Source organism: Amycolatopsis sp. NPDC059021, from assembly GCF_042739895.1.
GTDB lineage: Bacteria > Actinomycetota > Actinomycetes > Mycobacteriales > Pseudonocardiaceae > Amycolatopsis.
In genome coordinates this window covers 102,265-128,358 of record NZ_JBHYIQ010000010.1, presented here as the reverse complement: position 1 = coordinate 128,358, position 26,094 = coordinate 102,265, and the positions used below count along the sequence as shown (strand labels likewise).

Genomic DNA, 26,094 nt, shown 5'->3' with positions numbered 1-26,094 from the left:
AGATCGGATGTCGGACCTCGTTTCCCGCCGTACCGTGCTCGGCGGTGCCGCTGCCGGCGCCGCCGCGGTCGCGCTCGGCGCGCCGCCTGCCGGCGCCGCCACGGACGAGCTTTCCTTGCCCGCCACCTGGCTGGCGCGGCGCGCCCAGACCGTGGTCACCCGGGCCCAGCAACCGTTCCTGCGCAACCACAGCCTGCGCAGCTTCCTGTTCGCCAGGGCCGCCGCCGGGCGGCAGGGCAAGCGGCCGAACGAGCACTACGACCCCGAACTCGTCTTCCTCATCTGCCTGCTCCACGACATGGGGCTGACCGAGGAGGCGAAGAGCGATCTGCGGTTCGAAGTCGCCGGCGCCGACTTCGCCGCCCGGTTCCTGGAAAGTCACGGCATCACCGACCGGCGGGTGGACACCGTGTGGGACGCCATCGCCCTGCACACCACCCAGCACCTGCGTGAGTCGCCGGTCTTCCAGCGCCGCCGTCCCGTCGAAATCGGCATCGCGCAGATCGGGATCGGCATCGATCTCACCGGCCCCGACGAGCCCGGCCAGATCCCGCCCGGCTTCGCCGAGCGCGTGCACGCCCGCTATCCCCGGCTCGGCGGCTGCCGTGCCCTCACCGAGGTCATGGTCGGGCAGTGCCTCGCCAACCCCGGCAAGGCACCCGCGATGACGCTTCCCGGCGAGATCTTCCACCAGCGCTACCCGGCCCTGCCCTATCCGACCTGGGACATGGTCCTCGACGCGAACATCTGGGGAGACTGACCGCGGATCAAGCGATGCCGAGCTGGTCATGGCGTCGGTGACGCGCGCCTCCGCAAAACGGGCAGCGTGGTGGTGAGAGTGCGCGCGTAGCAGCAAAGCAGGGTGGTGAGCTGGTCAGCGTGGTCCCAGAGGGACTCGATGTCTTCGGCGGAGGCGGACTCGTCGTTGGGATCACCGTTATCCAGTGCACGCGCCCGCAGCAGTGCGATAACCGCCTCGTCGACCGCGCGGGCTGCCTCAACCACGGCGGCAGTGCTGGATTCCGGTGCTCCATGGCCGGTCAGCAGATCGGCCAGTTCCTCCGGGGCGGGCAGTTCCGGCACGCGCGCCTCGGTCCATAAGCCGCCCCACAGCCGACATCGACGCGCTTCCGGTCCCCCGGCTTCCTTAACCACGACTTGCCCGTCATCGGTGTAGCTGACGCGTAGGCCGGCGCGAGCAGCGTGGTCCGCGACCTGCACAGCCATCTCATGGTCGATCTGTCCACGTTCCAGCGGCGTAGCCGCCATCACCGCTCCCAGCCGAGCCAGCACACGACTGCTTTCGGGAATGCCGGGGAGCTCGTGCAGATCTTCGTCAGCCATCCAGCGGGTCGGGTCAGCCGCTACCACGCGAGTAGGAGACACCGGCCGGCCACTCACCGCGGCAACAACGGCGAGCGTCGCCACATCAACCCACCAGGCAGCGAACTCCCGAGCCGCATCGCGGTGCTCCCGAGCAGCGCGCGTGGCCAAAGTGACGCGCAGGCCTTCGAGCGCGTACCGCGGATCCGGCTGGCCCGGGGACACACCATCGGCAATGCGTTGCTCAAGCTGAGCCTCATGGGCGTCATACAGCTCTTTCATCCGCGCATCAACAGCATCGGACTGCGCGAGGACCTCCTCGGTGACCGCGGCGAGCTCCGCCAGGACTGCTCCGAGAGCGTCTTGGTGCATGCCCTCTCCGCCGGTCTTCGACGAAACAGCCCCGTCCGTTCGATCCGGTCGGCTCACGACAGACCTCCAACCTGGGTGACAGAGCACGATACAACCTCGATTACCGTCAGCAGTCACCATCCACCGGCAGACGGTCGTATTTGTCGGCGGTGCCTCGGGCGCTGTGTGCGGGGCAGCGTTGTTCGTTGAGGCGGATCGTTTCCTGCAGTGCTGCTGCGAGGGTCGATGCCGAGGACGGTGCGGTGCGCGAGCGAACCCGGTCGCCTCGTCACCGTCCCCATGCCCATGCCACCATCAGCGGGAACTCTTCGCGCCAGAACGCGTCGCCGTGTGCTCCGGCCCGCGCGGTCAGCACGACGTCCGCCCCTGCATCGCGTAGCGCGTCCGCCCAGCGGGTTGCGTTCTCGAGGAAGAACGGCTCCCGCGTGCCGGCGACGAGGTACGTGCGTGGAAGCGAACTCGGCATGGCGGCAGGTGGTCGATAGCCGCCGCCGGGAGAGGCGCACAAGACCGCACCGTAGACGTCCGGATGCCGAAGCCCCATGGCCAGCGCCAGCTCTCCGCCGGCCGAGACACCGCACACTGCGGTGCGCTCGGCGGGCAGGGCCACTCCGAACCGCGATCGCACCCATCGGCCGACGTCCTCGCCGAAAAACCTCTCGTGCGCCGAGAACCGCTCCGGATCGAAACCCGGCGAGTACTCATGGAGCCGCAGGGCCTCATCGGCCGTGCGGTGCACACCGACGATCACCGTGGGCGGTACGTCCGCGGCCTCAAGATCACTACCCCACTGTGAGATCATCGCGCCGTCACCGGCGAACACGACCGCCTCGGGCCGATCCGCCGGAACATAGACCGTAACCTGACGACCGCCGTCGTAGGCGAAGGTCTCGGTGACCAACTCGCCCGCGATGGACATCGTCGATTCCTCCCGTCAGCAGCGCGGTCGGCGGTGTTTGCACAGTGTGACGCTAACGGACTTCTTCAACGCCAATCCAGACGCCATTGCGGCGACAAGCTGTCGCAGGTGAATCCCGTCGCATCACCCCGACCCACTACCGCCGCACCCAGCCCAAGCATCACGGGCCCGCAACGGAGCAACCCGGACAATTCCGCGATAACCCGTCGGCTGGCACAGGAAATCACGGAATTCAGCCAGTTTAGGGCAAAGAGCTCTCGGCCGATTGGGCTTGGGGTGCCCGGCCATCGCGTATCCGTCAGGTCGTGAGGGCCGCGAGAAGTTCGTCGCGGCCACCCGCGTTGGTCTTGCGAAACGCAGCCTTGAGGTGGTCGTTCACTGTATGCACCGACAGGTCGAGGCGGCGGGCGATCTGTTTGGGAGCCGCTCCGTCACACAGCTCGGCGATGATTTGCTGTTCCCGTCCGGTGATGCCGTACCAACGGCAAAAGGTAGGAAGGAGCTCGGCGCCGCGGGCCGCGCTGTAGACGAAGGCCACTTGCCCGGTGGGCTTGTCGTTGTCCTGAAGAACCTGGGCCTGGTAAAGAACCCATCGGCCGCTTACGGTCGCGGGAGAGCAATAGGCGGGAAGTGCGGTTTCGTGGTCTCCCTGTGCGCGCGCCTGTTGGGCCAGATCCAGCATGACCCCTGGCTGGTCGATCCATTCGGGGCCTTTATCGCGTGCCTTCAGGTGCCGTATCCAGTTCAGGGCCTGCGGGGTCGTCGACATCACGGCGTTGTCCGGGCCGAGGATCGTGACACCCGTGGGAAGGGCGGGCAATCGAGGGGTCAGTGGCCCCGCCGTGACGAAGGCGCGCAGCCCCTTGATCATCGCCGGGGTCAGGGCAGCCAGCCGGTGCGCGTCGTCGCGGTCGAAGGGCCGGGTTCCCAGGCGCCGCATCAGGGCGAGGGTGCCCCAGACGCCGTTGCGATCTCGCAGGACGCAGCGAAGTTCGGCGCCGACGTCGTGGGCGTCGAATACTCGGCGTGCTTGCTCGTGGTGCGGCCCTGGCCCGGTTCCCACCAGTTGCACGGGCACCGGCCGGCGAGCCAGTTCGGTCCAGCCGAGCAGATCGTGGCCGGTGTAGTAGTCGTGGAGCAGGCCCCGCCCGATCTCGGGTTCGTATCCGTGCCAGACGCCGGTCGACACCATGCTGTATGGCCTGGCGGGATCGGTCGCGGCGCTGCGGATACCGTCGTGCCGGACCCACGGCGCGATGGCCCGGGAAACCGCGGCTGCCAGAACGTGCAGTTTCACGTCGCCCTGACGGCCAATCTCGGAGAACTCGTGAACAAGGTGTTCCACCGAAGGTGACACCAGCCCAGTTTGCTGCAGGCACGCTAGGGAGACCAGCACCATTTTGGGTGGCGGGGAGACTTGCGCGGAGGTCGTCCAGACGACGCCCCTTGAGCACCCGATTCGCATCGGCCCTCAGCCCAGCCCGGCAACGCCGATCGCGCTACCAGCGCGGATAACGTCGGCTTATCGGCCCATTGTGACTACGTCTTGGACCGGCGGCGGGCCGTAGCCGATCCTGTATGCCGAAGTCGTATTCCGAGGCTCGCGGTGTCCCCGGCGACTTGCCGGACGCGGATCAAGAACGAGGCGGTGTCATTCCCCCGGTTCGGTGGCCACAGCGCCAGAACACCACCGCCGATCACCATTCGCGCCTGGGCGTCGGTGCGCTCTGCGCACCAAGACCGGGAACGCAACAACGAAGAGGGAGCGAATCATGCGCACTATTCTGGCCGCGCTCGCCCTGATCATGGGATGCATCGCCGTAGGCACGGCACCGGCCCAGGCCTCACCCCTGGCGGACTGCCAGGTCGCGAACGTGCGGCTCGACTTCGACAACTTCGGCTCCACGGGTGGTTTTCACGCCTACTGTCAGCAAAGCCGGTGGGTCGCCGCTACCACCGCCTTCTACGACGTCTACGGAAATCGACTCACCGGCAACGGCGGCAGCCACCGTGTCCCCGCCGACGGTCAATGGCACTGGATCCACGCCGACACCAGCTGGGGCGGCGTCTGGCAACCGGTGCACGGCGGCTGCATCTGGATCAACCTGGACAACCCCAGCGGCCCGGTGCTGTACAGCGTCTGTAAGAGCAAATAACAGCAGTGGATCCGGTTGCCGACGCTGACGGTTCAACGGGAACATCAACCCCGGACCAGCTCCGCCATGGCCCGCACTCAACCGGCAGAAGGGCACCCGTCATGCCGCACCCACCGTCGAGACGCACACTCAGACCGTTCTCACACTGGCGCCGCGGATCGACTCTGCTGATCGCCGGGCTCCTCGCGACGACCGGTGTGGTCACCGCGGCCGAGCCCGCCGCAGCCGGCACCTGCCCGGCGATCGTCTACGTCACCAGCCTTCTCGACAACACGGTGACACCTATCGACGCGCCCGGTAACACCCCGGGCAGCACCATCCCCGTCGGCCACAACCCCGCCGGGATCGCGTTCACTCCGAGCGGGACGACCGCCTATGTCACCCATCTCAGCGACGACACGGTGATCCCGATCGCTGTGGCCACCAACGCCCCCGGAACCCCGATCCCGGCGGGGAGGATGCCATTCAAGATCGCGATCACGCCGAACGGCGCGACCGCCTACGTCACCGACTACCTCGGCAGTTCGGTGACCCCGATCGACCTCGCCACCCGCACTCCCGGCACCCCCATCCGCGTCGGCGACTACCCGACCGCGATCGCGATCACTCCCAACGGCGCGACCGCCTACGTCACCCACACCAACAGCAACTCGGTCACCCCGATCGACCTCGCCACCAACACCCCTGGCACCCCGATCCCGCTCCCCGACAACCCGCGAGAGATCGCGATCACCCCCGACGGCGCGACCGCCTACGTCACCCGGCCCGGGAGCAACTCGGTGACGCCGATCGACCTGACCACCAACACCCCCGGCGCCGCCATCCCCGTCGGCACCTACCCGATGGCGGTCGCGACCACCCCCGACGGCGCAACCGCCTACGTCACCAACCGCGACGACAACACCGTCACTCCGATCACCGTGGCCACCAACACCCCGGGCACGGCCATCCCCGTCGGCCACGGCCCGATCGCGATCACGATCACCCCGGACGGCACCACCGCCTACGTCGCCAACTCCGGCGACTACACCGTGACCCCAGTCGCCGTGGCCACCAGCACCGTCGGCACCCCCATCCCCGTGGGCCGCTACCCCGTCGGGATCGCGGCCGCGCCGGCCTTGTCCTGATCTCCTCGATCCCACTCACAGCCCCAAAGCCGACGGCGCCTGCCGCGCGATCTGGCGCCCGTCGCGCCAGCTTTACCTTGCTGTGCAAGAGAATCCTGCTCGTCGAGGCAGCGGCTACGGTGCCGGGTAGGAGATCATCCGGTCGCCTGCGAATCCGGTGAATTCCACCGGTTTCCCGGCCATGTCCCATTGCAGGATGTTGTCCGTTCCCGTGCTCACCAGGAGCTCGTGGATGATCTTCGACATGGGCCCTGGGTGTTCGTGCCAGTCGTCCCTGTCGTTGTAGGCGATCCGCCAGGTGTCCGGGTCCGCCGAATCGGTGATCCACCAGAACGTGCCGCCCGCACCGTTGTTCCCCCACGGATACAGCCCACCCGGTTCGGGGAACAGCCGGTAGGACACGCGGGTGAGGTACCCGGTGTCCGGGTCCGCGAAGATCTCCAGGAGCTGCTCGTTGGTGCGTTTGACAGTCGCCAGCTCCTCGGCGCTTTGCCCTGGGTTCTCCACCTCGATGCTGCCCCGGAAGGCACCGGCCGGGAAGCGGGTCAGCAGTTCCTTGTAGTCGGCGGGCAGCGGGGTGCCCAGCTCGCGTTCGACCGCTTCCCAGTCAAGCTCCGGCCGAAAGTCCCCGTGCCGCCAGCCGACGAGGCGGGCCACCTCGTCGACGTGGGACTGTCCTTGTGCGTCTGTCATGCTTCTACTCCTGGTCACGATCAGGCGGTCCTGAACGAGTCACATCGTTCCTTGACGGCGTTACCCGAGGGCACGTCGTGAATGCTAGCGACCGCCCGCCACCATCGAGCCGCAAGTGGCGCATGGCTCGGTCCGAGCCCGGATAGGTGAATCCGCCCCTGTCGTAAACGGAATCGCGATGCTCGATCCGCCACACCCTGCCGAAGGCTCGCGCCCGGGTTCAGCGAACCGTCGTGACCGAGGCCCCTCGCCTGGCGTTGCGCCGGCTGCCGTTGATCAGGTCGTTGAAGCGGTCGACGGCCCAGATGGTGCGCAGCCCGAGCCGGCTCATCATCATCGGCCGCGGGAACTTCGGCTTCGCCGCCCACAGCGTCTGCAGGTCCTCGTGCCGCTCACCGTCGATGATCGCGTCGGCGATGAGGGTCCCTACATACGGCGCCTGCGCCAGGCCGTGGCCGTTGCAGGCGATCGAGTAGTAGATGTCGTCGCCGATCCGGCCCGCGAGGGGCAGCCAGGACGACGTGATGGCGATCCATCCGCCCCAGGCCCGCTCGATCGCGATGTCCGAAAGCGCCGGGAAACGCGTCGCGAAGGCCTCGGCCAGTTCCTCGACCAGCCCCGGGTCCGGAGCCTTCTCGGGCAGCGGATAGCTGGTTCCGCGCTCGAGGCGCCGCACGCCGAACACGATGGTGCCGCGCGGTGTGAGCCGGTAGTTCTCCATGATCGCGTGCTGGGTGACGAGCCCCATGCGGCTGGTCCACCCCAGCGCCGCGATCCGGTCGGGGTCGATCGGCTCGGTCTCCACCTCGGCGACGTAGATCGGGACCGACAGGTGCCGAGGGGTGACGTCCCATTCCCCCGCGAAGGCGTTCGTGGCCAGCACGGCCGTGTCCGCGCGGACGCGGCCGCGGGGCGTGGTGAGGACCACCCGGGCGCCGTCGTGCCGGACGTCGGTGACCTTCGTCCGCTCGAAAACGCGGGCGGACGAGCCGAGCAGGACCCGCCGCATGCCCAGGCTGAACTTGCCAGGATTCATCATCCCGCCGACCACCTCGCGCAGGCCGCCCAGGAAGCCACGCGGGATCCCGAGTTCCTCGCTCGTGCCGACCTCGACGTGGCCGCCGGCGCGGGTGACGATCTTCGCCACCCGCCGCACCCGGCCCAGCTGCCCGCGGGAGACCGCGGCGAAGGCGTTGCCGGTGGCCTCGTAGTCGCAGTCGATGTCGTGCTTGGCGATGAAGTCCTCGACGTGGTGGGCGGCGTGCTCGGCGAGCCGCATCATGCCGGGCATCTTCTTGCGCGACAACAGGTTGAGCAGCTGCAGGTCGCCGCCGGGAGCGCCGGCCAGCTGACCGGCGTTGCGCGAGCTGGAGCCGTGCCCGCAGAACTCCGCCTCCAGCAGCACCACGTCGTGGCCGCGTTCGGTCAGCCGCAGCGCGGTCGACATGCCGTTGATGCCGCCGCCGATGACGGCGACGCCGCAGGTGACGTCCTCGGCCAGCGCCTGCCGGACGTCGCCGGGTGGATCCACCCAGCCGCTGAAGGTGCTGTACTCGACGTTGTCCGTCTTCATGGGAGTTTCCTCGTTACCGTTTAGACCGATGTCGCGCTGCGCGGGCTGGACGCGGGCTCGGCGCCGGTCCGGACGTTGTGCTCGTGCAGGGCGCGGTAGCTGCGGAAGTAGACGAAGAGCTGAGTGCCCCACGTGCCGAGCGCCAGGATGTAGAACACCGTGCGGTGCTGGTCGTCCGGGAACGGGAAGAAGTCGTACATCAGCACGATCGCGGTGCCTGCCGCGGTGGCGAGGCCGGCACCGATGGCCAGGCCGGTGGCGCCGATCTTCCACAGCCGCCACGAGAAGTAGGCGAGGAACAGCGTCGTGAGGACGTTGACGACGACATAGAACGTCGCGGGGCCGACGTACAGGTGGCCGGCGCGGAACTGCTGCAGATACACCCCCGCGGCGATGGCCACGGCGAAGACCCCGATATCGGTGACCAGCGATGGCTTGTACCGGTGCGTCACCCGCATCAGGCCCATCACCAGGATGAGGGTGATGCCGATCGACCGCGAGAACGCGTCGAAGAAATACGCGACGGTGTAAAGAGGACTGCCCTCGTCTCCCCCGAGCAGCGACCAGGCCAGGAAGTTCGTGCCGGACGTGGCGACGATGATCCATTCCAGGCCGAGCAGGTAATTGGAATAGCGGCGGAGGAACTTCCAGCCGTAGAAGAAGCCGGCGAACATCATCCACAGATCGGCCAGCAGGAAGAGCAGCTCTTTCATGTCATCGAGTCCTTTCACCAGGCGGCTTGCGCCTGTGATCGCGCTCATACAGTACGACGGACTTAGTCGTTTGTTCAAGATGTTTGACTAACTTCAACCCCTGGTAACCTGGCGATGACTTAATCAAGCGTCCAACTAATCTCGCCCCAGGAGGGTTCGTGCCCCGGATCTCCGCAGCGCAGCGGCGGCAGGACTTCGTCCACGCCGCCGTCGAGGTCATCGCGACACACGGCATCGACGGCGCCACCACCCGGCGGATCGCCGAACAGGCCGGCGCGAACCTGGCGATGGTCCACTACTGCTACGACTCCAAAGAGGACCTGTTCGCCGACGTCTACGAGTTCGTGGTCGGCAAGTTCCGCGACCTCACCACGACGGTCGACCCGCAGGCCCCGCTGGAGCAGACGGCGCGCAAGATGCTGCGCGACACGATGGAGTACTACGTCGAGTCGCCCAGCTTCGCCGTCGCCGCGCTGGAGCTCATCAACTGGGCCCGGCGTCAGCACGGCAGCCGCGGGATCGCGCTGTTCGACCAGGCCCTCGAGGGCGTGCGCTCCACGCTCCGGGAAGCGGCAGGCGACCGCGACATCGACGACGCGACCACCGACGAGATCGCCTCGACGATCGCCTTCCTGGCCGATGGCTTCGCCGTCGGCTGGATCACCTATGGCGACCGCGACCTCGCGGAAAAGCAGATGAAGATCGCCGACTCCGTGCTCGAAAGCTGGCTGACGTCCCGGTTGGGCGCCACGAACCACCGCACGCCCAGGCGACGGCGGGCTGCTTCGCGTTGACGCGGCCTGCCGTCACGGGCGAAGCGCTCAGCCGGCATGCTGCTGGAGGATCCGCTTGAAGCCGCCCGCGTGCCGTGTTCGCGACAGCGCCGTCGCGAACACGACCAGTGCCGGGAAAACCAACGCGATGTAGAAGGTCGTCGTGAAGGCGTCGGCGCTGGGGATGTGCGATCCCTCGCGCAGGTAGTCCGAGGTCCTGAGGTCCACCGACGCCGGATCGACCGTGCCGGCCAGCATTCCGGCGACGTCGACCGAGTGGTAGACGAATCCCGACCCGTTCAGCACGATCGTGACGACCGCCGCCCCGACCGCGATCCCGATCGCCATCATCGTGCCCGGCATGCCCGCGGCCATCCCGGATTTCGCCCCCGGCACGACGAACTGCGGGATCGCGAACGCGGCGCTGTACCCGGCCCGGCTGCCCAGGCCGATGATCCCGGACGCGACGATGTAGTGCCACGCCTGGTCGTGGGCGAGCCCGAGGAGGAGCAGGCCGGCCCCGCACGCGACGGCGCCGCCGATCAGGATGATTTCCGGACGGCCGCGGGCGATGAGCTTCTCGGCGTACTTGCCGCTGATGAACATGGTCAGCGCGAACGGCAGCAGGATCAGGCTCGTGGTGAACGGGTCGTAGCTCAGGCCGTACTCCGCGAACGCGCGGGACCATCCGGTCCTGCCACCGTCCGCGGACAACGGCAGGCCGTTCACCGTCTGGGCGTAGTAGTTGGCCAGCACCAGGAACGCGGCGTCGATGCACCCGAAGAGCCCGGCGGAGACGCAGGCGGTGGTGACGTACGGCGTGCGCAGCACATCGATGTCGAAGACCGGCGTCTTGGCCCGTCGCTCGGCGAAGACCCATCCGACCGCGGCCAGGACACCGGCAAGCAGAATCGCGGTGGCGTTCTGGCCGATCACGCCGTCCGGCGGCGCGCTGAGCGCCAGCAGGATCAACGAAACCCAGCCGATGAGCCACAGCGTGTTGCCGACGCCGAGCCTGCCCTTGGACTGCGGTGGCGAATTCGGGACGACGACCAGCAACGCGATCGTGGTCAGCGCGAACAGCACGGCGAGCGCGAAGTAGAAGGGCGCGAGCGAAAGGGAGGGCACCGTGCCGTCCGGGTTGAGCCGGGACGGCAGCGACCAGATCCGCACGGAGACGCCCCCGCCGACCATGCCCAGCACCACGCCGCTGCCCGTGGCCATGATCAGCACCATGACCGCGGTGGAGATGCTCTTGCCGCGCAGGTAACGGCGCAGGAAGCTGAGCGGCACGAATTGCGCCGCGCTGCCGAAGCCCAGCAGCGCGGAACCGGCGACCAGCGCCGGATAGGTGTCGACGACGGCCGCCACGAGCGCGCCGCCGGCCAGGAAGCCGCCGGCGAGCAGTGCGATCGACCGGTCGCTCAGCATGTCGGTCAGCCGCGGGACGAGCACGAACCCCGCGCCGCCGCCCAAGGTCAGCGCGGCCAGGATCCAGACCGCGGCGCTCACCGAGTTGTGGGCGTAGCTCGTGGTGATGACCGGGAGCAACGGCGGCACCATGAACGACACCGCGTTGGTCACCGTGGCCAGCAGAGCGGCGACCGCGAGGAGGGCCGTCCGGCTGGTCCGCCGTGTTCCCTCGAGTGCCCGCACCTGGGCGAGCGCTACTTCGATCTGCATGGTTCTTCTCCAGGTTTCGGGGCAGGGACTCACAACGGGAGGTCGGGACTGTCGACGCCGACGACCCGGTCGCCGCAGAAGACCCGCAACGACTCGGCCGGGCCGTGGCCGCCGATACCGGCGGGGCCCCAGAAGCTCTGCGCGGAGTCGTCGCCGAGGTCGGCGATCTTCGCGCCGTTGACCCGCACCTCGCCCGCGACGATGCGGGCGCCCACCTCGATCGCGCGCTCGGTGTCGGAGCCGAAGACGTAAGCGTCCAAACCGGACGGTGCGGCGTTGGCGATCCGCACCGCCTCCTCGGCGGAGTCGACGCCGTGCAGGGAGACGAGCGGGCCGAACAGCTCCGCCGTGGCCCGGTCCGGGTCGGCGCCGACGGCGACCGTCGGGGACAGGAAGAATCCGGCGAGCTCCGGCAGCCGGGCGGGCTGCTGGATGCTCGCTCCGAGGTCGCGCAGCCCCTCGATCCGGTTCGCCAGGGTGCGGAAGTGCGGTTCGTTCGAGATCGGACCCACCTGGGAGTCCTCGTCCAGGGAGTGACCGACGGCCAGCTTGGCGATCCGCTCGGTCAGGGCGTCCAGCAAGGGGACGACCATCGGCCGGGGCGCGAGCACCTTCCCCGGTCCCTCGCACCACTGGCCGTTGAGCTTGGTCATCCCCTCCAGGATTCCGTCGGCCGTGACGTCCAGATCGGCGTCGTCGAGCACGACGACCGGGTTGTTGCCACCGAGTTCCAGTTGCAGGACCTTGAAATCCTCGGCCGCGGCGCGGGCGATGGCGCGGCCCGCGCCGGGTCCGCCGGTGAAGGAGACGATCTTGATCCGCGGGTCGGCGGTGAGCCGCGCGCCGACGTCGCCGGTGCCGTGCACGAGTTGCAGAGCACCGCGCGGCAGGCCCGCCTCGACGAAGCACTCGACGACGATCTGCGCGCTCGACGGCGCGTGCTCGGAGGGTTTCAGGATGACCGGGCAGCCCGCCGCGATCGCACTGGTCACCTTGGCGGCGGGGATGAAACTCGGCCCGTTCCAAGGCGTGAGGATCGCGGCCGGACCCCACGGCACCTTGTAGAGCCGGACGTCGCGCCCTCCAGCGGCCAAGGCCGTCACGCGCGGGATGGCCTCCAGATCGGCCGCGGCCGCACGGATCCGATACGGCAGGAACGCCGCGACCGTGCGGGTGACGCTGATCGGCGTGCCACTGGTGAGCGAGTCCGCTCGGGCGATGTCCTCGGCGCGGCTCTCCACGACCGCGGCTGCTCGCTCCAGCATCTCCGCCCGTTCGTGCCGGGAGTCCTCGTCCCACCGGCCGATGTCGTACGCCTGCTCGGCGTGCCGAAGGGCACGTTCGACGTCGTCCGGCGGGGTGGTGGCGAGCCGATGGACGGGCTCGCGCGTGTTGGGGTCGACGTTCCACGCGTCGCCGGCAGTCGCGCACTCGCTCCACTCGTCGGCGATGTAGTTCACCGGGATTCCGTTGTGCTGCATAGCGTTCGCCTCGATTCGGGGGTCGGTCAGGACTGCAGGTCGACGACGACGCGGGTGACGCCGCCGGACGTCATCGCCTCGAAGCCCTTGGTGATCTCGCCGAACGGGATGACCTGGCTGACCATCTCGTCGAGCAGCAGCCGGCCCTGCCGGTAGAGGCGGGCGAACTGCGCGATGTCCTCGCGGGCCTGGCCCGAGCCCATGTAGGAGCCGATGAGCCGCTTCTCCTGAAAGAAAAAGTCGAGCGCGGGCACGCTGATCTCGGTGCCGCCGGGCGCGATGCCGACCAGGCAGGCCGTGCCCGCAGGCCGCACGAGCGCGAGGGCGGTCGCGGCGGTGCGGGCCGAGCCCACCGCCTCGAACGCGTAGTCGACGCCGTCGCCGAGCTGGCGGTGCAACTCCGCCACAGGGTCGCCGGTGCCGCCGTTGATGACATGCGTGGCGCCGTAGCCGCGGGCGGCTTCGAGTCGCTCGTCGTCGAGGTCGATGGCGACGATCGCCGATGCACCGGCCAGCCGGGCACCCTGGATGATGGCCGAACCGACGCCGCCGCAGCCGATGACCGCGGCGGTGCTGCCCGGCCGCAGTCGCGCCCCGCGGAACACGGCGCCGACGCCGGTCACGACGCAGCACGACAGCAGGCAGCCCACGTGCAGCGGGACGTCGTCCGGCAGCTTGACGAGTGCGTTCTCCCGCATCAGGACGTGCTGGGAGAAGGCACCGATGTCGCCCAGCCGCGCGATCGGCCGTCCGTCCGCGAACTGGAACGCCGGGCGCGGGCGCTTCCGGATCTCGTCGAGCCGCAGGCACTGCGTCGACCGGCCCGCGTCGCAGTTGGCGCACAGGCCGCACGACGGGGTCAGGGCTCCGGCGACCCGGTCGCCTGGGCGCAGGCCGGTGACGGCGGAGCCGACGGTCTCCACGACTCCCGCCACCTCGTGGCCGAGCACCACCGGGACCTCGGTGGGCACCCTGCCCGTCATGTAGTGCAGATCGCTATGGCACAGGCCGACATTCGCCACCGCGACCCGCACCTCGTGCGGTTCCGGGTCGTCCACCCGGATGCCGGTCAGCTCGAGCGGCCGGTTGACTTCGGTCAGTGCTGCGGCGCGGGTTTCGATCACGCTGCCGCCTCCTTCGGGGTAGTGGGTTAGGCGCGGGCCGACCAGAAGGCCTCGACGCCCGCGCTGAGGGCGCCGCTGCGCCAGGCGGTACGGGCCGCCTCGTCTTCGCGGGCGAAGGCGGCTTCGACCTCCTCGGCCTGGGGGCGCAGGAGAGCGAGGTGAAGCGCCGTCGTGTTGCCCTCCGGGGTCCACTGGCGAACGGTGTCGATCGCGCGGTCGATCAGTGCCGCGGGGTTGACCAGCTCGTCGAGCAGGCCGATCCGCCGCGCCTCCTGGGCACCGATCCGCGGGGACGCGAGCACCAGGCGCATCGCGTGGTTGCCGATCAAGCGGTGCAGCAGCACGCTCGACGCGTTGGAGATCGTGAGTCCCCGGCCGTTCTCCGGCTGGTAGTACTCGGTCGCCGCCGTACCGATGCGCGCGTCGCAGCAGAGCGTGATCTCCGAGGCGCCGCCGACGGCAATGCCGTTGACGGCCGCGACCACCGGCACCCGCGTCGCCAGGATCGCGCGGGTGATGTCGTGGAAGCTCTCGAAGGCCTGGCGGACCTCGGCGTCGGTGGTCGGCACGTGGCGAAGGTCTTCTCCGGCGGAGAACGCGCGTCCGGAGCCGGTGAGCACGATGCCGCGTACCGTCTCGCCGGTGCCGAGTTCGCGGATCAGCTCCGCGAGCCGGATTCGAGTGTCCACAGTGAACACATTGAGCTTCTCGGGACGGTTGAAGGTCACGACGGCGACCTCGCGGACGACCTCGACGTCGAGGAACTGCTCGACAGGCATGGCTAGCTCCTTCGGGGCGCGAAGTCGTAGGTGACGCCGGGATCCTTGGCCGCGCGCTCCCGCAACGCCGGCTTGGACACGCGTTCGGACGGTGTGCGGGGGAAGCCGTCGACGAACTCGACGTACCGCGGCACCTTGAAGCGGGCGAGCTGGGCGCCCGCCTGTCCGAGGATGCGCTCGGCTGTCGTCCGGTCGGCCGCGATTCCGTTGCGCAGCTGGAGAAAGGCCTTGACCTCCTCGCCGAGCACCTCGTCGGGGACGGCGACCACCGCGGCGGCGACGACGCGGTCGTCGCGTTCCAGCGCCGCCTCGACCTCGGCGCAGGCGACGTTCTCGCCGCCCCGGCGCACCATGTCCTTGATCCGCCCGACCAGCTGGATGCCGCCGCCGGGACGGCGGACGACGAGGTCGCCGGTGTGCAACCGGCCGTCGCGCAACACCGCTTCCGTGGCGTCGGGACGATTCCAGTAGCCCGTCATCATCGGCTTTCCCGCGACGACCAGCTCGCCCGGTTCGCCGTCCGGCACCTCGGCGCCGTCCGAGGCGACGACGCGAACCCGCTTCGTGGGCACCGGACCGCCCAGGCTGCCGGAGCCCACCGCTTCGGCGTCGGCGAGCGGGCTGAACAAGTCCACACCGGACTCCGTCATCCCGTAGATCTCCCGCCACGGAGCACCCCACCGCTCCTCCAGTTTCGCGTGGAGGGCACCAGGAATCCCCGAGCAGAACACCATCCGCAGCCGGTTGTCGCGGTCCTCGGGTGCCGGCGGCTGTTTGAACAACAGCGTCGGCATCGACCCGAGGACATAGAAGAACGTGACACCGTGGCGGCGGACGTCGGCCATGAAGGTCGACGCGGAGAACCGCGGCAGGACGACCAGCGGCGCGCCGACGGTCAGGGCCAGCGCGGTATTCCACTGTGGATCCATATAGGAAAATGGTTGCGCGGTAAGGATCACGTCCTCGGTGCCGAGCCCGGTCGCGCCCGCGCAGACCCAGCCCAGCCGCAGCCAGTAGTCGTGAGTGAGCATGCAGGCCTTCGGGAAACCGGTCGTGCCCGAGGTGTATTGCAGGTTCGCCAGCGTCTCCGCTTCGGCCGGACCCGGCGGTGCCTGCGCGGGAAACGGTTCCGAGCCGTCGTCGGCCACATCGATCACGCGGACGTCCGCGAGCGCGTCGTCCGCCGCCCGCACCTCGGCCACCAGCCCGGCCCGCTCGGCGTCGGTGAAGACGATCCGGGCGCCCGAGTCGCGCAGCACGAAGGCGAGATCCGCGCGCCGGTACGAGCAGTTGACCGGGACGACGACCGCGCCCGCCTTCAGCGCGGCCAGCCACACCACCGGCCAGTGGACGACGTTCGGGAGCATGATCGCGACCCGATCCCCCGGACGGACGCCGCCGACCTCGATCAGCCGGTGCGCCAGCCGCGAGGTCCACGCGTCGATTTCGCCGAAAGTCCAGGATCCCTCGGCGAACCGCAGGAACTCCCGGTTCCCGGAGTCCTCGGCCCGTTCCGCCAGAAGCCCGGTCAGCGTCGGAACGGACGGGTCCTCCCCCATCCGCTCGGCGCCGACCGCCGCGAGGCCTTGCGTTCTGGTGCTCACAAGCAGTTCCTCTCGTGCTGCGTCTCCAGCCGGCGAGCGGCCTCGGCGACGACCCAGGCGAACGACGGGTCGCTGCCTGCCATCCACTCCGGATGCCACTGGACGCCGAGAACCGGGGAGCCCGGCAACTCCACCGCCTCGACCACCCCGTCACTCGTGCGGCCGGTCACCACCAGACCGGCACCGCAGCGGTCGACCGCCTGGTGGTGCCACGAGTTGGTGCGTGCGGACGCGCCGAACAGTCCTGCGACGATCGAGCCCGGTTCGAAGGTCACGACGTGATCGGCGGTCCCGTCGGTGGGCGCGGCCTCCGCCGACAGGTGCGCCACCGGGCCCGCGGGAAGGTCGGCGATCAGCGTGCCGCCCAGGGCGACGTTGAGGACCTGGAGGCCGCGGCACACCGCCAGCACCGGGATCCGGCGTTCGAGTGCTGCCCGGACCAGGGCGACCTCGTACTCGTCTCGCGCCGTGTCGTGGACCATCGGGTCGGTGCGCGGGTCGACGTCGCGGACGACCGAGGTGTCTCCGCCCCAGAGGGCCGGGTGGACGTCCTGCCCGCCGGTGACCACGATCGCGGACAGCCACGCGCACGCCCCCGGCACGTCGGTGTCGTAGGACAGGTGGACCGGAAGGCCGCCCGCGGCGGCGACCCGGGTCGCGAAGTCCGCCATGAAGCTGTCCGCGCACCGGTCGCCGTACCGCTCGTCGGACCCAGTGATCAGGGACAGCCGGAAACGCCGGCCCGTGATGCCGATCAACGGCGGCGGGCTCTCGTCGTGCGGCCTCACGGCAGCTCGAAGTAACGGGCCGACTCCCACTCGGAGAGTTCGGCGAACGGGTCGCCGCCCATGGTGTGGAAGGCCAGCCATTCCCACCGGCGCGACGCGACCCAGAAGTCGACGAACTCGTTCCCGAGCAGCTCGCGCAGGTTCGCGTCGGCGTCGAGCGCGGCGGCCGCTTTCGTGATGGTGTCCGGGATCCGCTCGATGCCGAGCCCCGGCGGCAGGCACCACGCCATGTCGGTGACCGGCTCCGGCGGCTCGATCTTCTGCTCGACACCCGCGATGACCCCGGCCAGTACACCGGCGAGCGCGAGGTAGAGATTCGCGTCGGCCCCGGGGAGGCGGTACTCGAGGCGGGAGTACTCCGGGTGGCCGACGACCGCGCGCACCGCGGCGGTCTTGTTGCTGATGCCCCAGCTGATCGTGACCGGTGGGCCGCTGAGGTCGACCAGCCTGCGGTAGGAGGTGATCTGCGGCAGCACGATCGAGGTGTTGCCGGCGATGGTCGCCAGCAGCCCGCCGACGGCGTGCTGCATGGTCTCCGATGGCCCGTCTTCGGCGTAGAACGCGTTGGCGCCGTCGCGCTGCAGCGAGAGGTTGATGTGGGACGCCTGGCCGTAGCCTGCGGTGGGCTTGGCCATGAAGGTGACGCTGCGGCCGAGATCGTTCGCCACCTCGCGCATCACCTGCCGGGTGCGCGCCCAGTCGTCGGCGACCTTGACCGGGTCGCCCATCGCGATGTTGAGCTCGATCTGGCCGGCGGCGTCCTCGTCGTTCCAGGCCTCCCAGACGATGCCCACCTCGTCGAGGCGCTCGGTCACCGCGTGCAGGTACTCGGACCAGTCCTGGGACTTGGCGTGGTGGTAAGCCGTGCCGGCGGTGCCGCCGAGCGGGGACAGGTCGCGGTAGCCGCGGGAGCGCGCCTCGTGAATCGACTCCTCGAAGACCGTCGCCTCGATCTCGACCGCCACGGTGGCGTAGTAGCCGTGCTGGGCGAGCCGGTCGACCATGCGGCGCACCAGGTTGCGCGGGCAGAGCGGGACCGGGCGGCCGTCCTTGAGCCAGTAGTCGCCGATCACCGCGTCCAGGCCCGGCTTCCAGCGCACCAGCGTGGACGGGTCCGGCCGCAGGTAGACGTCGTCGATATGGCCGCGCCACTCGGGGAACGCCGCCCCGAAGACCGGCAGGTTGCCCAGGTCGAGGCCGAACAGCAGGTCCGCGTGGGGGAAACCGGTGTGCTTTCCGGACTCGAACTTCCGGGGCGAGACGACCTTGCCGAGGAAACACCCCTCGTGGTTCGTCGCTTCGAGGCGCACGGCCCGCGGCGGAGTTTCAGACATCGTAACGAACCTTCCAGGAGGCGCCGGCCATGACCGACAGCTGCGACATGGTTCCCTGCAGGCCCAGGGCACCGGCATTGAGAACGGCGAAAAGGTCGTCGGCACCGGAGAAGATGCCCGCGAGCGACTCGGGATCCGAGGCGATGAGGTAGCGCGAGGAGCCCTCGCCGAGCACGAGCTGCTCCAGCCCGCCCTCGCCCTCAGTGACCACCACCAGCGTCTCGGGCATTCCCGGGAGCGTCCGGGTGCGTTCCCAGAACCGCTTCGCTCCTTCGCGCCACGGGGGAATCGGCGGTGTGAGCGCGTGCAGCACCCCGGCGGCGAGGTCGGTGTCGCCGACGGCCTCGGCGGCCGGCGCGAACCGCCCGTTCAAGTCGACGGTCACCACCGCGTCAGGCTCGACGAGCACTCCGGTGGAAACGTCGATTCCGCCTGCGCCGAAGGCAATCGTGGCCGACTGGGGCGTGTCGTGCGACTTCACCGCGACGACCCCGCTGGTCCGGGCGAGGTCCTGCAGGGCGTAACCGGCGCGATGCGCGTCGCGGAGCGTGCGGCCGATCAGCCGGACGATCGGACTGGCGTCGTCCTCGATCCTGATCTCGACGCGCGCGGCGTCCCGCTTCCCTCTGGTCATCCTTCGGTCCTTTCGAGCCCCGCCGACGCGGAACTTAGTCATTTGACTGAGGCAGTTGACCAGTGATAGTGAGTCACGGGTCACACGGTGTCAACACCCTTCGCCGAATTCGCCAGAAAGGTCTTCGATGACCGAACCCTCTTGCTGGGCCCGACTCGACCGCACCGCTTTCCTTGTCGCGCAAGCGATCGCGGCCGCCATGCCCGCTCCCGTCCGCGAACTCGGCGCCGAAACCGCGCGTGCGATGCTCGCGAGCACGCCGTCCGAAGTCCCGCTCACGCCGCTCGACCGAGTCGAGGACCTGGCGGTGCCGACGCGTGCCGGGCAGCTCCGCGCACGCCGCTACCACGCACCGGCGGCACCGGACGGCGTGCTGCTCTACCTCCACGGCGGCGGATTCGTCCTCGGCACGCTCGACGGCGCGGACGAGGCGTGCCGCGCCATCGCGGCCAGGTCGGGCTGGGACGTGGTGTCCCTGGAGTACCGGCTCGCGCCCGAAGACCCGTTTCCGGCAGCACTCGAGGACGCCATCGACACGATCGCCTGGCTCCGGAAAAACGGCAGCGACCGGATCGCCGTCGGCGGCGACTCCGCGGGTGGCAACCTCGCCGCCGCGCTCTGCCTGTACCTGCGCGAGCACGGTTTGCCCTTGCCGGACACCCAGATCCTGGTCTACCCGGCGGTCGACGACCGCTTCTCGACACCGTCCTGGACCGAGTTCGCGGACGCTCCCCTGCTGACCACCGCCGACGCGCGCTGGCTCTGGGAGCAGTATGTCGGAGGCAGCTCCGCCGCCATCGACCAGTACGCGGCACCAATGAAGGCGGCTTCCCTGCGCGACCTGCCCCCGGCACTCGTGCTCACCGCCGAGATCGATCCGCTGCGCGACGACGCGGAGGCCTACGCCGGGCGACTGCGAACCGACGGCGTGCCGACCACGCTGATCCGCCACAACGGCGTCTTCCACGGGTTCTTCACGGAAGTCGGCACCTTCCCCCAGACCGGCGCCGCCCTCGACGACGTGGCCCGCCATCTCCGGGCCATTGACTCAGGTCACTCCGGGCCGTAACTTCTTGGTCATTCGACTCAGACCTTTGACCATGTCTCGTGGCACACCCGGCAACTCTCGAGGAGCGGAGACCATGACCGACAGCACGACGCCACCCGCCGCCGTCGTCGACGTCCTGTGCGTCGGCGCGGGGTTTTCCGGCCTATACGCCGCCTACCAGGCACGCGAGCACGGCTGGACGTTCGCCGGATTCGAGGCCGCGCCCGAGGTCGGCGGCACGTGGTTCTTGAACACCTATCCGGGCGCGCGATGCGACGTCGAGAGCATCTACTACTCCTATTCCTTCAGCGAGGAACTGCAGAAGGAATGGACCTGGAGCGAGCGCTTCGCGCCGCAGGCGGAAATCCTGCGCTATATCAACCATGTTGCCGATCGCTTCGACCTGCGCCGGTGTTTTCAGTTCAACACCAAGGTGGTGGCGGCGAACTGGCTGCCGGAGGAAAAGCTCTGGGAGGTGACGCTCGATTCCGGCGTCACCCGGCGGGGCCACTATCTGCTGGCCGCCTCGGGCGGGCTGTCCACGCCGAAGGACGTCGACGTCCCCGGCCTGGAGAACTTCGCCGGCCGCACCGTGTCGACGAGCCGCTGGAACGTCTCGCTCGACGACCTCGCGGGCAAGCGGGTCGCGGTGATCGGCACGGGATCGTCCGGCGTGCAATGCATTCCGCTCATCGCCGAAGTGGCCGAGCAGCTGACCGTCTTCCAGCGCACCGCCAACTACGTCTTCCCCGCCCGCAACCGCGCGCTGCCGCCCGAGACGGTCGACGAGATCAAGAGCCGGTATCCGGAGATCCGGCGGGAATGCCGTTATTCGCCCGGCGGCATCCCGGACCGCCCGGTGACCGACCGCGCCTTCGACGTTTCCGACGAGGAGCGCCGGCGCCGCTACGAAGCGGCGTACGAGCGTAGTGGTTTTTTGGGTGTGGGCGCGGAATTCGCCGATCTGCTCTTCGATCTCGACGCCAACAAGACCGCGGCCGACTTCTTCCGCGGCAAAATCCACGAGATAGTCCACGACCAGCGCACGGCGACTCTGCTGGAGCCGCACTTCCCGCTCGGAGCCAAGCGAAGCTGTTTCGGCACCGGCTACTACGAAACGTTCAACCGTCCCAACGTTTCCCTGGTCTCGCTCCGCGAGGAACCCATCACCACGATGACCGCGGACAGCATCGTCACCGAGGCGGGCTCCTACGAGGTCGACGTCATCGTCCTGGCGATCGGGTTCGACGCCTTCACCGGACCGCTCTTCGGGCTCAACGTCACCGCTCCCGGCCACGGCAAGCTGCAGGACGCCTGGCGCGACGGCGTACGCACCTACCTCGGGCTGCTGACCGCGGGATTCCCCAACTTCTTCATGGTCGCGGGCCCGCAGAGCCCGGCGCTCGCCAGCAACGTCGTGATGACCATCGAGCAGGCGGTCGACTGGATCACCGACCTGATCGCCCACGCGCGCGCCGAGGGCCGCGAGGTCATCGAGGCCACCCCCGAAGGCCAGGACGACTGGGTGGGCATCACCGAGTGGACGGTGAACCAGACGCTCTACGCGAGCACCGACTCGTGGTATCGCGGCTCCAATGTCGCGGGCAAGCCGTCGACGTTCATGGGCTACGTCGGCGGTGTCGGCCGTTATCGCCGGATCTGCGAGGAGATCTCCCGGCGCGGCTACCCCGGCGTCGCCCTCGACGGCGACGCCGTCGCCAAGGGCATCGGCCGGATCGACACCGAGGTCGAGGTCCCGGCCCCGACGACGGCGCAGGAAGAGGTGCACGCGGACGCCGCCACCGCCGTCGGCGGATGAAGGTCGTCCACCAGCGCTACGTCGCCTACTCCGACGCCCACTACGCCGGAAATCTCGTCGACGGCGCGTACAGCCTGAAGCTGTTCGGAGACGCCGGAACCCACCTCGCGATCCTCGGCGACGGCCACGAAAGCCTTTTCGCGGGCTACTCCTCCGTCGAGTTCCTCGCGCCGGTCCGCGGCGGCGACGTGATCGAGATCGAGGCGCGCCTGGCGGCCAAGGGCACCCGCAGCCGGACGGTCGATTTCGAGCTGCGCGTCATCTGCCGCTCCGTCGACGAATCCGGCCGGGCCGAGGTCCTCGCCGAGCCCATCGTCGCGACCCGCGCCCGCGGAACGGGCGTCATCCCCGCGGATTTCGTGAAGGAGAACCGATGAACACCGTGCGAGAAGAGACCTGTGAGGTCGTGGTGGTCGGTGCTGGCATGGCCGGCCTGATGGCGGCGACCACCCTGGCCGACCGGGACGTCGTCGTCCTCGAAGCCACGGATCGGGCCGGCGGGCGCGTGGACTCGGTGCGCCAGGGCGGCTACTGGATCAACCTCGGCACCCAGTTCACCGAGGGCACCGGTCCCCTGATCGACGCCCTGCATCGCCATCAGGTCCCGATGGGCACGCTCGAAGGAAAGTCGGTGGCGCTGGCGCTCGGCGGGAAGCAGGTCGACACGTCCAACCCGTTCGCCCTGATGTTCCGGTCGCGGATGAGCTTCCTGGACCGGCTCGGACTGGCGGCGGTGGGCACCCGGATCATCGCGAACGTCCCGTTCCTGGAAATGGAGAACCGCTGGGCGAAGCGGGTCCGGGCGAAGCTCGACGCCCGGCGAGCCGACTTCGTGCTACGCGGGGTCACGTCGGACCTCGCCCGGACCATGGTCCGCTCGTGGTCCGGGCAGTGGATGGGCTGCGAGCCGGAGGAAACCGCCGCCACGCAGTTCGTCTACTCGATGGGCATCCTGCTGACCGACCCCGAAAAGGTCCCGAACCTTTCGCTGCCCGAAGGCGGAAATCAGACGCTGACCGACATCCTGAGCGAGGACCTCGGCGACCGGATCAGGCTGAACTCGCCGGTGACGTCGGTGAAGCGGACCGCCGGCGGCGTGGTCGTGGAGTACGACGGCGTGGACGGGCCGGTGCGCCTGAACGCCCAGCGCGCCGTTGTCGCGGTGCCCGCCGACATCGCGGTGCGGATCATCCGCGATCTGCCCCAGGAGTACCGCAAAGCGTTCGCCGACATCCGCTACGGCCGGTACGTCGTGGTGGGCTTCTTCACCGACGAGGAGGGGCCGCAGCGCTGGGACGACTACCTGGCCGTGTCGACGCCGGAGTTATCGTTCCAGGCGGTGTTCAACCACGCTGCCGCCCTGCGTCGCGGAGACACGCGCAAGCCCGGCGGCGCCCTGGCCTGCTTCGCCGGCGGGGCCGAGGCCGACAAGCTGTTCGAGCTCGGCGACGAGGAGATCGTTGCCCGCTTCACCGCGGACCTCCTGAAGCTCTACCCCGAGCTGGAGGGGAAGGTCGGCGAAGGCATCCTGCGCCGGCACCCGCGGGTCGTGCCGTTCTGGGCACCCGGCGGAAGAACCTCGCTCGCGACGCTGCGCGAGAACCTCGGCCCCGTCTACCTGGCCGGCGACTACCAGCTCGACGTGCCGTCGCTGGCCGACGCGGCCAACTCGGGCCAGCAGGCCGCGGAAAAGGTGCTGGCGAGCCTGCCCCCGCGCGACTGACCGCCGCTTTCGAACCGATCACCACGACGAAAGGTCACGATGGCTGCCACCCGGACCCCCGCCCGTCAGGCGGATCGGCTAGTCCGGGGAACGCACCGTGATGCCGTTGCGCAGCAACAGGGCGGCGGTCACGCCGTTCCCGGCCCGGCGCACACCGCCGAAGCTGCCGTCGTAGATTTCGCCGCAGCCGCAGGAAGGACTCCTCGGGGTGAGAACGGCTTCCTCGACGCCATGTTCTCGCGCGGCGACGAAGGCCAGTTCGGCGCCCGCGATGAACTGCGCGGTCACGTCGGATCCTCGGTCATCCACCACTCGGGCCCGGCCGTCGAGCACGGCTTCACCATCGCCGTCCACGATCTCCGCGGGCCGCCGTGGCGTGCTCAGGCCGGAGGCCACCTCCGCGCAGAACGGCACCGCCCGCCCGGATTCCACCAGCGCGACGATCTCCGGCGAAGTCTTCGCCGCGCCGTCGTACCGGCAGGGAACGCCCGCCAGACACGCGCTCACCAGGAATTTCACCATACCCACCAGGATAAGGATCCGGCCGGGCCACGCCCGAAGCGGCAGCAAAGAGCGCATTCCGATCTCAGACTCCGGATTCGGTCAGCCGGCGGGCTGGTCGTGGGTCGCGCAGTGGATGCCGCCGCCACCGGAGGCGATCGTGTCGATTTTCACGGGGACGATTTCCCGGGCGGGGAAATGCTCGCGCAGGATCTGCCGGGCACGGTCGTCGGCCGCGGAGTCGCCGAACTTCGGGACGAACACGGCCTTGTCACCGACGTAGAAGTTGACGTAGGAGATGACGCTCTTGCTGCCGCGGACGGTGACCCGGTCCGGGTCCGGCTGGGGCAGATCGATGACCTGGAAGGCCTTACCGCTCGCATCCGTGGCGCCTGCCAGCACCGTCCTGGCCTGGTCCGCGGCCCGTGACCAGATGTCGGCCGGGCTGCCGGGCGCCGCCTTGTCCACCAGCACGATCCCCGGGGCGGCGAAGCGCACCAGGCAGTCGACGTGGGCATCGGTGATGTCCTTGCCGCGCACCCCGGCAAACCAGATCACCTGGGTGACACCGAGGGTCAGCTTGAGTTCGTCCTCGATCTGCTGACGCGTCTTGCCGCGGTTGCGATTGTCGTTGACCAGCGAGCTCTCGGTAACCAGCAGCGTGCCCTTGCCGTCGGTTTCGAACGAGCCGCCCTCAGCGGTTATCGACGTCTGCACCCGCGGGATCCCGTACTTGGCCAGCACCGCGCGGGCGACACCGGAATCGTTGTCGTGCGACTGTTTCCCGCCCCAGCCGTTGAAATTGAAGTCGACGCCCATGACCTTTCCGGCCTCCTCGACGAACACCGGCACGGTGTCGCGGGCCCACAGGTCGTCCACCGGGACCGGCAGCACCTCGACACCGGCGCCGCATGCCTGTTTCGCACCGTCGGCGTCCTCGGGGCGGGCCAGCAGCACCACGGACTCGTGATCGGCGATCGCCCGCGCCAGACCGGCGATGTCCCCTCGCACGGCGGGAAGCTCGTCGTCCCAGATCGTCGCCGTCGGCCAGGACATGAACGTCCGTGCGTGGTTCTCCCATTCGGCGCCGAGCCTGCGCGTCCCGGCCGAGGCACTCAGGGCTGTCGCGGGCGACGGCGCGGCAGCCGGGGCAGGCGGCGCGTCCGGCCGGGAGCACGCCGCGGCCCCGACGGCGGTCATGCCGATTCCCGCCACTGTCCGCAGCGCGGTCCGGCGGGACAGCGGGGAATCGAACACGACACACACTCCAGGGTCGAGCAGACGAGCCAACGTCGAGGCGGGATCGCCTCACAGGGATCATCATGGGCCTGACTGAAAATTTAGTCAAACCGAGTGACGCCCTGCCCCAGGACGGCCAGGCGCGGTCCGGCACAGCTCGCCGCTATCCTCGAAGGCTGACTGAAACCTCAGTCAGCGGGAGGTGTCGTGTCGGAGCGCCAGAAGGCGATACTGGACGCCGCTGTCCGGGTGATCGCTCACACCGGCGTGCGGGGATTACGCGTCGAGAAACTCGCCGCCGAGGCGGACATCTCCACCGCGCTGATCTACTACCACTTCGGGAACCGCGCCGGGTTGCTGCGGCGGGCGCTGGAGCACATCAACGACCGCGCGGCGGCCTACACCCAGCACCCGGCGACCGAGGCCACCGATCCACGCGACGAACTCGAGCAACTGTTGCTGCTGGAGATCCAGGACACCGAGGCGGTGCGCACCAACAGCACCGCGTGGGGCGAACTCCGCGCCAGCGCGGTGTTCACCGACGATCTGCGGGAACCACTGGCCGAGGGGGGGCCCGTGGGGGGGGGGGGTGGTGGGGGGGCGCGCGCGGCGGGGGGCACGGGGCCGGGGGGGACCCGCGCCCCCCCCACCCCCGAGAGCGGCACCCACCACACACGCCGCGAAACGG

General features: G+C 69.3%; 25 protein-coding genes. 9 read left to right on the top strand and 16 right to left on the bottom strand.

All coding sequences use genetic code 11. The features are described from left to right. The first annotated feature begins 7 nt into the window (after nt 1-7). A complete protein-coding gene (locus ACFWX1_RS08385; RefSeq protein WP_378385192.1) occupies nt 8-760 on the top strand; it encodes an HD domain-containing protein in 753 nt (250 codons plus the stop codon). Nucleotides 761-786: 26 nt separating this feature from the next. On the opposite strand, the gene ACFWX1_RS08380 is transcribed toward ACFWX1_RS08385, so the two are convergent. The 3 genes from ACFWX1_RS08380 to ACFWX1_RS08370 all read right to left on the bottom strand — a co-directional run bounded on the left by ACFWX1_RS08380 (nt 787) and on the right by ACFWX1_RS08370 (nt 3,971). Then, the gene (locus ACFWX1_RS08380; protein WP_378385190.1) at nt 787-1,695 is read right to left on the bottom strand and encodes a hypothetical protein; all 909 of its coding nucleotides are present in this window, start codon (nt 1,693-1,695) and stop codon (nt 787-789) included. A 268-nt stretch (nt 1,696-1,963) separates the two neighbouring features. Then, nucleotides 1,964-2,614 (bottom strand): alpha/beta hydrolase, encoded by a 651-nt coding sequence (locus ACFWX1_RS08375; RefSeq protein WP_378385188.1) that lies wholly within the window; start codon nt 2,612-2,614, stop codon nt 1,964-1,966. A gap of 298 nt (nt 2,615-2,912) precedes the next feature. After that, the gene (locus tag ACFWX1_RS08370) at nt 2,913-3,971 is read right to left on the bottom strand and encodes a helix-turn-helix transcriptional regulator (protein ID WP_378385186.1); all 1,059 of its coding nucleotides are present in this window, start codon (nt 3,969-3,971) and stop codon (nt 2,913-2,915) included. 415 nt (nt 3,972-4,386) lie between these two features. On the opposite strand from ACFWX1_RS08370, the gene ACFWX1_RS08365 reads away from it, so the two are divergent. Next, on the top strand, nt 4,387-4,770 hold the full coding sequence (locus ACFWX1_RS08365; RefSeq protein ID WP_378385184.1) for a hypothetical protein: 384 nt from the start codon (nt 4,387-4,389) through the stop codon (nt 4,768-4,770). A 101-nt stretch (nt 4,771-4,871) separates the two neighbouring features. Beyond that, complete coding sequence (locus tag ACFWX1_RS08360) at nt 4,872-5,897, top strand: hypothetical protein (RefSeq protein ID WP_378385182.1); 1,026 nt, start codon at nt 4,872-4,874, stop codon at nt 5,895-5,897. 114 nt (nt 5,898-6,011) lie between these two features. Here ACFWX1_RS08360 and ACFWX1_RS08355 read toward each other — a convergent pair whose 3' ends face one another. The 3 genes from ACFWX1_RS08355 to ACFWX1_RS08345 form a co-directional block, all read right to left on the bottom strand. Next, nucleotides 6,012-6,590, bottom strand: a complete 579-nt coding sequence (locus ACFWX1_RS08355; RefSeq protein WP_378385180.1) for an SMI1/KNR4 family protein — start codon at nt 6,588-6,590, stop codon at nt 6,012-6,014. Nucleotides 6,591-6,810: 220 nt separating this feature from the next. Next, nucleotides 6,811-8,163 carry an NAD(P)/FAD-dependent oxidoreductase gene (locus ACFWX1_RS08350; protein ID WP_378385178.1) on the bottom strand — a complete coding sequence of 451 codons (1,353 nt, stop codon included), beginning with the start codon at nt 8,161-8,163 and terminating at the stop codon, nt 6,811-6,813. 20 nt (nt 8,164-8,183) lie between these two features. After that, nucleotides 8,184-8,876: a transporter gene (locus ACFWX1_RS08345; protein ID WP_378385176.1), complete on the bottom strand. Its 693-nt coding sequence runs from the start codon at nt 8,874-8,876 to the stop codon at nt 8,184-8,186. Nucleotides 8,877-9,034: 158 nt separating this feature from the next. On the opposite strand from ACFWX1_RS08345, the gene ACFWX1_RS08340 reads away from it, so the two are divergent. Then, nucleotides 9,035-9,670, top strand: coding sequence for a TetR/AcrR family transcriptional regulator (locus ACFWX1_RS08340; RefSeq protein ID WP_378385174.1), 636 nt, complete (start codon nt 9,035-9,037; stop codon nt 9,668-9,670). Nucleotides 9,671-9,697: 27 nt separating this feature from the next. On the opposite strand, the gene ACFWX1_RS08335 is transcribed toward ACFWX1_RS08340, so the two are convergent. Genes ACFWX1_RS08335 through ACFWX1_RS08300 form a run of 8 tightly spaced genes read right to left on the bottom strand, consistent with a single transcriptional unit; the run spans nt 9,698 to nt 19,076 of the window. After that, nucleotides 9,698-11,332, bottom strand: coding sequence for an MFS transporter (locus ACFWX1_RS08335; protein ID WP_378385172.1), 1,635 nt, complete (start codon nt 11,330-11,332; stop codon nt 9,698-9,700). 29 nt (nt 11,333-11,361) lie between these two features. Next, nucleotides 11,362-12,813, bottom strand: a complete 1,452-nt coding sequence (locus ACFWX1_RS08330; RefSeq protein WP_378385170.1) for an aldehyde dehydrogenase family protein — start codon at nt 12,811-12,813, stop codon at nt 11,362-11,364. A gap of 26 nt (nt 12,814-12,839) precedes the next feature. Then, nucleotides 12,840-13,937 (bottom strand): Zn-dependent alcohol dehydrogenase, encoded by a 1,098-nt coding sequence (locus ACFWX1_RS08325; protein ID WP_378385169.1) that lies wholly within the window; start codon nt 13,935-13,937, stop codon nt 12,840-12,842. A 26-nt stretch (nt 13,938-13,963) separates the two neighbouring features. Further along, the gene (locus tag ACFWX1_RS08320) at nt 13,964-14,716 is read right to left on the bottom strand and encodes an enoyl-CoA hydratase/isomerase family protein (RefSeq protein WP_378385167.1); all 753 of its coding nucleotides are present in this window, start codon (nt 14,714-14,716) and stop codon (nt 13,964-13,966) included. A gap of 2 nt (nt 14,717-14,718) precedes the next feature. Continuing rightward, a complete protein-coding gene (locus ACFWX1_RS08315) occupies nt 14,719-16,320 on the bottom strand; it encodes an AMP-binding protein (RefSeq protein WP_378385165.1) in 1,602 nt (533 codons plus the stop codon). Continuing rightward, nucleotides 16,317-17,108, bottom strand: a complete 792-nt coding sequence (locus tag ACFWX1_RS08310) for a gamma-glutamyl-gamma-aminobutyrate hydrolase family protein (RefSeq protein ID WP_378385163.1) — start codon at nt 17,106-17,108, stop codon at nt 16,317-16,319. Before ACFWX1_RS08310 ends, ACFWX1_RS08315 begins: the two co-directional genes overlap by 4 nt. After that, nucleotides 17,105-18,442 carry a glutamine synthetase family protein gene (locus tag ACFWX1_RS08305; protein WP_378385161.1) on the bottom strand — a complete coding sequence of 446 codons (1,338 nt, stop codon included), beginning with the start codon at nt 18,440-18,442 and terminating at the stop codon, nt 17,105-17,107. The genes ACFWX1_RS08310 and ACFWX1_RS08305 overlap by 4 nt, the downstream gene beginning before the upstream one ends. Further along, nucleotides 18,435-19,076, bottom strand: a complete 642-nt coding sequence (locus ACFWX1_RS08300) for a hypothetical protein (protein WP_378385159.1) — start codon at nt 19,074-19,076, stop codon at nt 18,435-18,437. The genes ACFWX1_RS08305 and ACFWX1_RS08300 overlap by 8 nt, the downstream gene beginning before the upstream one ends. 127 nt (nt 19,077-19,203) lie before the next feature. Between ACFWX1_RS08300 and ACFWX1_RS08295 the strand changes: the two genes are divergently transcribed. The 4 genes from ACFWX1_RS08295 (at nt 19,204) to ACFWX1_RS08280 (ending at nt 23,666) form a co-directional block, all read left to right on the top strand. After that, a complete protein-coding gene (locus ACFWX1_RS08295) occupies nt 19,204-20,145 on the top strand; it encodes an alpha/beta hydrolase (protein ID WP_378385157.1) in 942 nt (313 codons plus the stop codon). Nucleotides 20,146-20,218: 73 nt separating this feature from the next. Continuing rightward, nucleotides 20,219-21,943, top strand: coding sequence for a flavin-containing monooxygenase (locus tag ACFWX1_RS08290; RefSeq protein WP_378385155.1), 1,725 nt, complete (start codon nt 20,219-20,221; stop codon nt 21,941-21,943). Then, nucleotides 21,940-22,320: a hotdog domain-containing protein gene (locus ACFWX1_RS08285; RefSeq protein ID WP_378385153.1), complete on the top strand. Its 381-nt coding sequence runs from the start codon at nt 21,940-21,942 to the stop codon at nt 22,318-22,320. The genes ACFWX1_RS08290 and ACFWX1_RS08285 overlap by 4 nt, the downstream gene beginning before the upstream one ends. Next, the gene (locus ACFWX1_RS08280) at nt 22,317-23,666 is read left to right on the top strand and encodes a flavin monoamine oxidase family protein (RefSeq protein WP_378385151.1); all 1,350 of its coding nucleotides are present in this window, start codon (nt 22,317-22,319) and stop codon (nt 23,664-23,666) included. The genes ACFWX1_RS08285 and ACFWX1_RS08280 overlap by 4 nt, the downstream gene beginning before the upstream one ends. A gap of 78 nt (nt 23,667-23,744) precedes the next feature. Here the strand turns inward: ACFWX1_RS08280 and ACFWX1_RS08275 are convergent, their stop codons facing one another. After that, the gene (locus ACFWX1_RS08275) at nt 23,745-24,188 is read right to left on the bottom strand and encodes a DUF523 domain-containing protein (RefSeq protein WP_378385149.1); all 444 of its coding nucleotides are present in this window, start codon (nt 24,186-24,188) and stop codon (nt 23,745-23,747) included. An 81-nt stretch (nt 24,189-24,269) separates the two neighbouring features. Further along, the gene (locus ACFWX1_RS08270) at nt 24,270-25,424 is read right to left on the bottom strand and encodes an agmatine/peptidylarginine deiminase (RefSeq protein WP_378385147.1); all 1,155 of its coding nucleotides are present in this window, start codon (nt 25,422-25,424) and stop codon (nt 24,270-24,272) included. 189 nt (nt 25,425-25,613) lie between these two features. Here ACFWX1_RS08270 and ACFWX1_RS08265 point away from each other — a divergent pair. Then, nucleotides 25,614-26,094 (top strand): TetR/AcrR family transcriptional regulator (locus ACFWX1_RS08265; RefSeq protein ID WP_378385145.1); only part of this gene is annotated, 481 nt, incomplete at its 3' end.

Excerpts from the sequence above, each read along its gene's own strand:
- ACFWX1_RS08385 (WP_378385192.1), top strand. The coding sequence starts at position 8 with ATGTCGGACCTCGTTTCCCGCCGTACCGTGCTCGGCGGTGCCGCTGCC.
- ACFWX1_RS08380 (WP_378385190.1), bottom strand. The coding sequence starts at position 1,695 with ATGCACCAAGACGCTCTCGGAGCAGTCCTGGCGGAGCTCGCCGCGGTC.
- ACFWX1_RS08375 (WP_378385188.1), bottom strand. The coding sequence starts at position 2,614 with ATGTCCATCGCGGGCGAGTTGGTCACCGAGACCTTCGCCTACGACGGC.
- ACFWX1_RS08365 (WP_378385184.1), top strand. The coding sequence starts at position 4,387 with ATGCGCACTATTCTGGCCGCGCTCGCCCTGATCATGGGATGCATCGCC.
- ACFWX1_RS08360 (WP_378385182.1), top strand. The coding sequence starts at position 4,872 with ATGCCGCACCCACCGTCGAGACGCACACTCAGACCGTTCTCACACTGG.
- ACFWX1_RS08355 (WP_378385180.1), bottom strand. The coding sequence starts at position 6,590 with ATGACAGACGCACAAGGACAGTCCCACGTCGACGAGGTGGCCCGCCTC.
- ACFWX1_RS08350 (WP_378385178.1), bottom strand. The coding sequence starts at position 8,163 with ATGAAGACGGACAACGTCGAGTACAGCACCTTCAGCGGCTGGGTGGAT.
- ACFWX1_RS08345 (WP_378385176.1), bottom strand. The coding sequence starts at position 8,876 with ATGAAAGAGCTGCTCTTCCTGCTGGCCGATCTGTGGATGATGTTCGCC.
- ACFWX1_RS08335 (WP_378385172.1), bottom strand. The coding sequence starts at position 11,332 with ATGCAGATCGAAGTAGCGCTCGCCCAGGTGCGGGCACTCGAGGGAACA.
- ACFWX1_RS08330 (WP_378385170.1), bottom strand. The coding sequence starts at position 12,813 with ATGCAGCACAACGGAATCCCGGTGAACTACATCGCCGACGAGTGGAGC.
- ACFWX1_RS08320 (WP_378385167.1), bottom strand. The coding sequence starts at position 14,716 with ATGCCTGTCGAGCAGTTCCTCGACGTCGAGGTCGTCCGCGAGGTCGCC.
- ACFWX1_RS08305 (WP_378385161.1), bottom strand. The coding sequence starts at position 18,442 with ATGTCTGAAACTCCGCCGCGGGCCGTGCGCCTCGAAGCGACGAACCAC.
- ACFWX1_RS08300 (WP_378385159.1), bottom strand. The coding sequence starts at position 19,076 with ATGACCAGAGGGAAGCGGGACGCCGCGCGCGTCGAGATCAGGATCGAG.
- ACFWX1_RS08295 (WP_378385157.1), top strand. The coding sequence starts at position 19,204 with ATGACCGAACCCTCTTGCTGGGCCCGACTCGACCGCACCGCTTTCCTT.
- ACFWX1_RS08290 (WP_378385155.1), top strand. The coding sequence starts at position 20,219 with ATGACCGACAGCACGACGCCACCCGCCGCCGTCGTCGACGTCCTGTGC.
- ACFWX1_RS08285 (WP_378385153.1), top strand. The coding sequence starts at position 21,940 with ATGAAGGTCGTCCACCAGCGCTACGTCGCCTACTCCGACGCCCACTAC.
- ACFWX1_RS08280 (WP_378385151.1), top strand. The coding sequence starts at position 22,317 with ATGAACACCGTGCGAGAAGAGACCTGTGAGGTCGTGGTGGTCGGTGCT.
- ACFWX1_RS08275 (WP_378385149.1), bottom strand. The coding sequence starts at position 24,188 with ATGGTGAAATTCCTGGTGAGCGCGTGTCTGGCGGGCGTTCCCTGCCGG.